The sequence below is a fragment of the Bradyrhizobium sp. Ses1 genome, from assembly GCF_059512365.1.
In genome coordinates, this window is sequence record NZ_JCAMOQ010000123.1 from 1 (window position 1) to 5723 (window position 5723).

At 58.1% G+C, this 5723-nt stretch carries 3 protein-coding genes; all 3 read left to right on the top strand.

The genetic code is table 11. The features are described from left to right. The first annotated feature begins 1391 nt into the window (after nt 1-1391). The 3 genes from AC5ZG5_RS45515 to AC5ZG5_RS45525 all read left to right on the top strand — a co-directional run bounded on the left by AC5ZG5_RS45515 (nt 1392) and on the right by AC5ZG5_RS45525 (nt 4647). Nucleotides 1392-2423 (top strand): glycosyltransferase, encoded by a 1032-nt coding sequence (locus AC5ZG5_RS45515; RefSeq protein ID WP_456647129.1) that lies wholly within the window; start codon nt 1392-1394, stop codon nt 2421-2423. Between the two features lie 132 nt (nt 2424-2555). Continuing rightward, nucleotides 2556-3803, top strand: a complete 1248-nt coding sequence (locus tag AC5ZG5_RS45520; protein WP_456647130.1) for a Bcr/CflA family efflux MFS transporter — start codon at nt 2556-2558, stop codon at nt 3801-3803. Further along, nucleotides 3793-4647 (top strand): alpha/beta fold hydrolase, encoded by an 855-nt coding sequence (locus AC5ZG5_RS45525; RefSeq protein WP_456647131.1) that lies wholly within the window; start codon nt 3793-3795, stop codon nt 4645-4647. The genes AC5ZG5_RS45520 and AC5ZG5_RS45525 overlap by 11 nt, the downstream gene beginning before the upstream one ends. Nucleotides 4648-5723: the final 1076 nt, after the last annotated feature.

Genomic DNA, 5723 nt, shown 5'->3' on the forward strand with positions numbered 1-5723 from the left:
CTCGCCGCCTGAAACGATACTTTCACGTTACCCGGAGAACGCGCCAAGCAAATTCCAACCGCGTTCCGGACGGCACCCCGCCGCCTATCTCAGTCCGTCATCACCCAGTTTCCCGCATAGCTCATGAAATCGATGCTATCACTCGAAGGCTGCTGGATGAAAATTGAACCAAGAGGCCTTTCGAAACCCTTCGAGTTAAGTAGGGCGGGGCCGTACCTTTCAGCCCCGCTATATCGCTTGAGCGACGTCGAGCGCGACAACCTCGAAAGCAATGCTCGCTCACTAACTGTAGGAAACGATACATCGCTAAGTTCATGGCCCTGCGCGATGAGCCGCACACGGAAATGATGGCCCTTACTTCCAATGTGTTAGCGGCACGCGTTGACCATTACGGTGCTTACGAAGTGCTGCGCTTTCGGTGTGGCCGCCTCGGTGCTTATGGCAGCGGCCACGGCCTCGCTTTGTTCCGCTCCTGGGTAATACGGCCATGCCGAGGAACACCATTATCGCTTTATTGAGCCGTACGATATCCTCGTCGTCGAGACGACCAATACGCCTGCCGACCTTGGACTTGGGAACGGCTGTGATTTTGTCTACCATCAGGCGGTATGGCGAGGAGATGCACCGCGCTCGCGGCGGAATCGAATGAGCTTCTGAGACCAACAAAAACAGCTTGAATCTCACGTGGCGTAAGGTTGTAGGCTTGAAAAACTCGACAAAAGCCACACCCGCGCGAGCGTCCATTGCTCATTCGCAACTCAAATTTGAATGCCACGCGGCGTTAGTATTGAGTGACTCGTGTCTTCCAACGCATGAAGCGCGAGCATCCTCCGGACGCGCTCAGTCGGTGTGCTTTTCGAGAGGCTGCGTCACTTCGCGTGATGGCACGTCGAAACAGATTGGAGTCAAGGCAGATCGAAGATCACACAACTCCAAGAGGGCTCGTAGTGGTGTGCCGTGGAGATAAATCAGGCGGTGGAAGCGCTTGGGGCGGCCGGGCTGCCGTAACGCGGAGTTACCTATGTGGGTAAGGCGAGAGCCGCAATGGCTGGGCCGCATGGCACGTTGCGGCCTTCTTAGGACCGCGCACGCGTGGCCCGATCTTCGTATGCAAGTGGCGAGAGCGCCGCATTCGGGTACCACTGCGAAGGAGCTGAACTTCTGTGACATCTTACTGCTTTCTCCTCGCCTCGTGGGGCACCTTGGGAAACCTCAGTCCGCTGCTCACCGCCGCCCGGCGGTTGCGCCGGCATGGTCATCATGTTCGGGTCATTGCGGACCCGGCCATGCGTGCAGAAGTTGCCGCCGCCGGCTTCGAGTTCGTGTCATGGCGAAACGCCCCAATCGGTGAGGCTGCGGATCCAGCGGATGTCTCGAACCTGCGAGATCGGATGCGAAGGGTCGTCTTTGAGCCTTGCTCTGCTTACGCGACCGATATTCGGGACGAAATTGGCCGCCTGCCAACGGATGCCGTCCTTAGCGTCGATTTTCTGTTCGGAGCGGCACTCGGGGCGGAAGCGTCCGGCGTCCCCTTCGCGTTTCTTTCACCTCACGTCAGCCTTCGGATCCTGCCGGGAATACCGCCGGCGACCTCCGGATTGGGCCAGCCGAAAACGCCAGAGGAGTGCGCCGAGGTGGCAGCGGCCTGTGCCGCTCTCAATGGCGCGATGAATGCGTCTCTTCCTATCCTCAATCGGGCCCGCGTTGATTTCGGACTTCCCGTTCTTCCGGACGTTATGGATCTGTTCGACCGGGCTGACCGAGTTCTGCTCGCGACCAGTCGGGCGTTCGACTTCGAAGCCACCTCCCTTCCGGACAATTTCCGCTATATCGGACCGTTGCTCGATGTGCCGAATTGGTCAAAGTCGTGGCAGGCACCATGGCCCGCGCAGCCTGATCGTCCCCGCGCGCTGATCGCCTGTAGCACAGGTGCGCAGAACCAGCGCGATCTGTTCCAGCGTGTCATCGACGCCGTCGGGAAGATTGAGATCGATGGTGTTTTCACAACAGGCCCGAATCTGGACATGGTCGACTTTCGTGCGCCGCAGAACGTGAATGTGATGCGCGGTGCTCCCCATGACTCAGTCATGGCAGACGTTTCGCTGGTCATATCACAAGGCGGCCACGGCACCGTCACCCGTTCACTGATCAACGCTTTGCCGCAACTCGTTCTGCCAATGGCACGAGACCAGTTGGCCAACGCTGCGCGAGTCGAGGCGAAGGGTGTGGGACTTCGATTGGGACCGACGGCTTCCGAACAGGAGATAGCGGCCGCGATAAACCGGCTGATCACCGAACCGCAATTCAAAGTCGCAGCCCGGAAGCTTGGTGAGGCTATTAGGGCCGATATCGATGCATCTGGGCTTGTCCACGAGATGGAGCTTCTCGCCGCTGTCGGACGTCAGCGACGCAGCCAGTCGTGAATCGGGTTCGTCCGGGACCGGCCTGACGATCAGCGAAACGGCGACTGTTCGATGAATTGCCACTCGCTGGCGAAAAACACCTCCGTCCTGGGGCAGGCGCTAGCCTAGACGCAAATCAAAGAATAGCTGGCCTTGCGTATTCATCCCCATTCATTCGCCTTCACCTTGTTGCTTGGTCTTATGGCTTCCTTGCCAACGTTTGGCATTGACACGATCCTCCCAAGCCTTTCGGCCATGGCAGACGATCTCAAAGCGACCTCGGCCGAAGTGGGTTTGGCGATGAGCGTCTATTTCATGAGCTTGGGAGCCACTGCGCTCGCTTACGGGCCGATATCGGATCACGTCGGTCGCAAGCCTATCGTTCTGTTTGGCTGTGTACTTGTTGTCAGCGCAAGCGTGGGCTGCATGCTGTCCTTTTCATTGCCCCAGCTCCTGATCTTTCGCGCGATCGAGGCAGCCGGTGCTTCCGCCACTGCAATTGCTGCCTTTGCAATTGTCAGGGACATCTTTGATGGCGAGGCTGCAGCCGCAAAGATGGCTAACCTGGTTTCGGCGATCTACACCGTCCCAATGATAGCACCGACCATTGGCGCGGCCCTCCTTGCGTTCAGTAGCTGGCGGGCCATCTACCTCGTGCCAATCGCAGGGGCATTGGTGCTGCTTGTGGCAATGTCAGGCGTCAGCGAGAGCGCGAGAATTGATCCGAACGTTAGGCTAAGCCCTGCGGCGATTGTCCGGAACTATCTTCGCATTCTGCGGCATCCCATCTGCGTGGGCAACATCCTTTGCAACGCGGCGGCTGCCGGAGCGATGTTCGCTTACTTCACCGGCTCATCCCTATTCTTCATCAATGCTCTGGGTCTCAAGCCGTATGAATATGGTGTGGTCTTCGGAGCAAGTTCGCTGTCGGTCATGGCCGGCACCCGGGTCAGCAGAAAACTCAGCCGTTGGGAACTATCGCCCGCGCAAGTCATTGCGGCGGGGCTCGCACTCTCGACCATCCTGGCCACATCTCTGCTTCTTATGGCGCTCGCGGGAGGCAATTCGGCTGTTGTCGTAGCGTTGGTAATGCTCGGTGTAGCATTGTCGTTCGGCTTGATCTCGCCGCATGCTACGAACGAGGCACTGCGGCAGATGCCCGAAATCGTGGGATCCATCAGTGCCGCAAGAGCTTTCGTGCAAATGATCGGCGCTGCTTCATCAAGCGCAATGGTCGCTGCTCTTTTTGACGGGCATTCCGCATTTTCGATGGCGATAGTGATGTTTGCTTTCTGCTTGTTGGCGCTCGCCGCTTACGTCGGAGTCGTTCGTCCTGCCGAAGGACGAGCCGAGGTGCTTGGAAAGCAAGCCAAGCTCAGGAGGAAAGACCGTGATCTCTGATGACAAGTTGAAGCCCGTTCGGTTGAGCCGCGACGGTATATGTTTGGCGCACGTTGAGGCTGGACCGGCAACCGCGCAAGTCCCTCCGCTGCTCCTTGTGAATGGCTGGACAGGTGACCACGGCATCTTCGCACCCCAGATCGCCCACTTCGCTCAAAGCCGTCGCGTCGTGGCCGTCAATCTTCGCGGTCACGGCTCCAGCGACGCACCCCGGCAAGACTACACAATCGAAGGATTTGCGGACGATATCGCTTGGCAGTGCGCTCAACTAAAACTGCACAAGCCGGTCGTCATCGGCCACAGCATGGGAGGTCGGATCGCGCTCGAACTTTGCGGCCGCTATCCGGATCTGGCCGCAGGCATGGTGATGATCGATACAATTGTCATGCCACCCCCGATGTTGCGCGAATCTCCCGAAGTTCGGACGCTGCTGGAAGGCATCGGCGGGCCCAACTATCTGGCGGTCTTAAGGGCGAACGCGTGGGAGCTCGGCTGCGATTTCGAAGATCCCGCCCGGCGAAAGATGATCTACGATACCTATGTACTTCCGCCTTGCGAGAGAACGCCACAGCATGTCGCCGATTCGATGATACGGAACGCTATCCTGAACTATGATCCGGTCCCGGCTGCAGAGGCCTGCTGGATCCCCATGGCTTACATTTCGGCCGATGTTCCGCTGGTCAACATGGCGCGCGAGCTCGATCGGCTCCAGGAGATCTGCCCACAGCTGGTCATAGCAAAGACGATGCTCGCCGGACATTATAACACGATCGAGGTCGCAGATCAGGTGAATGCCATGCTCGATCGCTTCCTAACCGTCGGCCTCCACCGGTGCAGACACTGACGTGGAAGCCTTGAGCCGATCAGGACAGTGCGAAGCGGTTTTCCCTAGCAACGAAATGGCGATCCTTTCCGGTAGATGCGATGCCCGAGACGCAAATCTGGCCTCTTCGAATTTCAAGCCGGGCGACATCGAAGTTGAAGTGAGGCCGCAGGCCCCGGAGGTAGAGCCTGGAGGTCGACGGAAAGCTGTCTCGGGCAGTGTTTCGTGAGCCCGGATGTGACCGTCGTGGAAACGGAGGCGCCCTATACACAATGGCTTTGGCCGATCGTTCAAGGCGATCACAACGGCGCCGAGGATCAATGGCCTGGCTCTTACGGGCGAACCAACATTCAGAAGGAAGCAGGTCTTGAGTCAGGCCGAAAAAGACGTAGTCGAGCACATGCTCGCATCATTAACGATCAGTTCCCTGCAGACTGGCATTGCACCCACTAACGAACAGGTTACCGATCATTTTGAGCTAGCATGCGAGAGGGTCGGACTTATCGTTACCCTTGCGTCCACGATCCGGATCTTTAAGCGCCTCTCACGTGAGATCCACAAGGCGCAGTCGGTGCTCGAGTTCATCGGTCGGGGCGCAGATCAAATACAGTGAACGAGCGGATGAAACGCCTCGCACGTGCGCGCAGCACGAACTTGATCTCGTTGATCCCATTATAGTGGGGATCCGCCCCCCCACGTTGGGTTCCACATAACCCATGAGTCTGCTTGGTTCTCGGTCACGTTCGGCCTCGGAAAACTGTCGACTGTCGAGTCGGGGCCGCCTGGCGCACAAACCAAACTGATCCCGCATGGACGTTCATCGCCCCACCTCGAGGCGGCCACTGCAATCGCGGCCGCGCAGCATCCGATTAAATCACGTACGCTGCCGACGCCTTCGGCCATCGATGAACTCAGGCGTCCGAGCTGAATCTCAGATAGTACATTGTCTTGATGCCCGCAATTCCAGGCGAGGCGATTAAGCGGATCGGGTTTCTTGCCGGAAGTAGGTTGAGGGAGTGCACCTAGTACCCACTTTTCTTGGATCGTGAGTCGTGATTCAAGATATGGATGATCCCCGAAGCAAGAGAAGTCCACCT

What these genes read in the sequence shown, in the direction of transcription:
- AC5ZG5_RS45515 (WP_456647129.1), top strand. Translation starts at nt 1,392, where the DNA reads ATGCGAAGGGTCGTCTTTGAGCCTTGCTCTGCTTACGCGACCGATATT.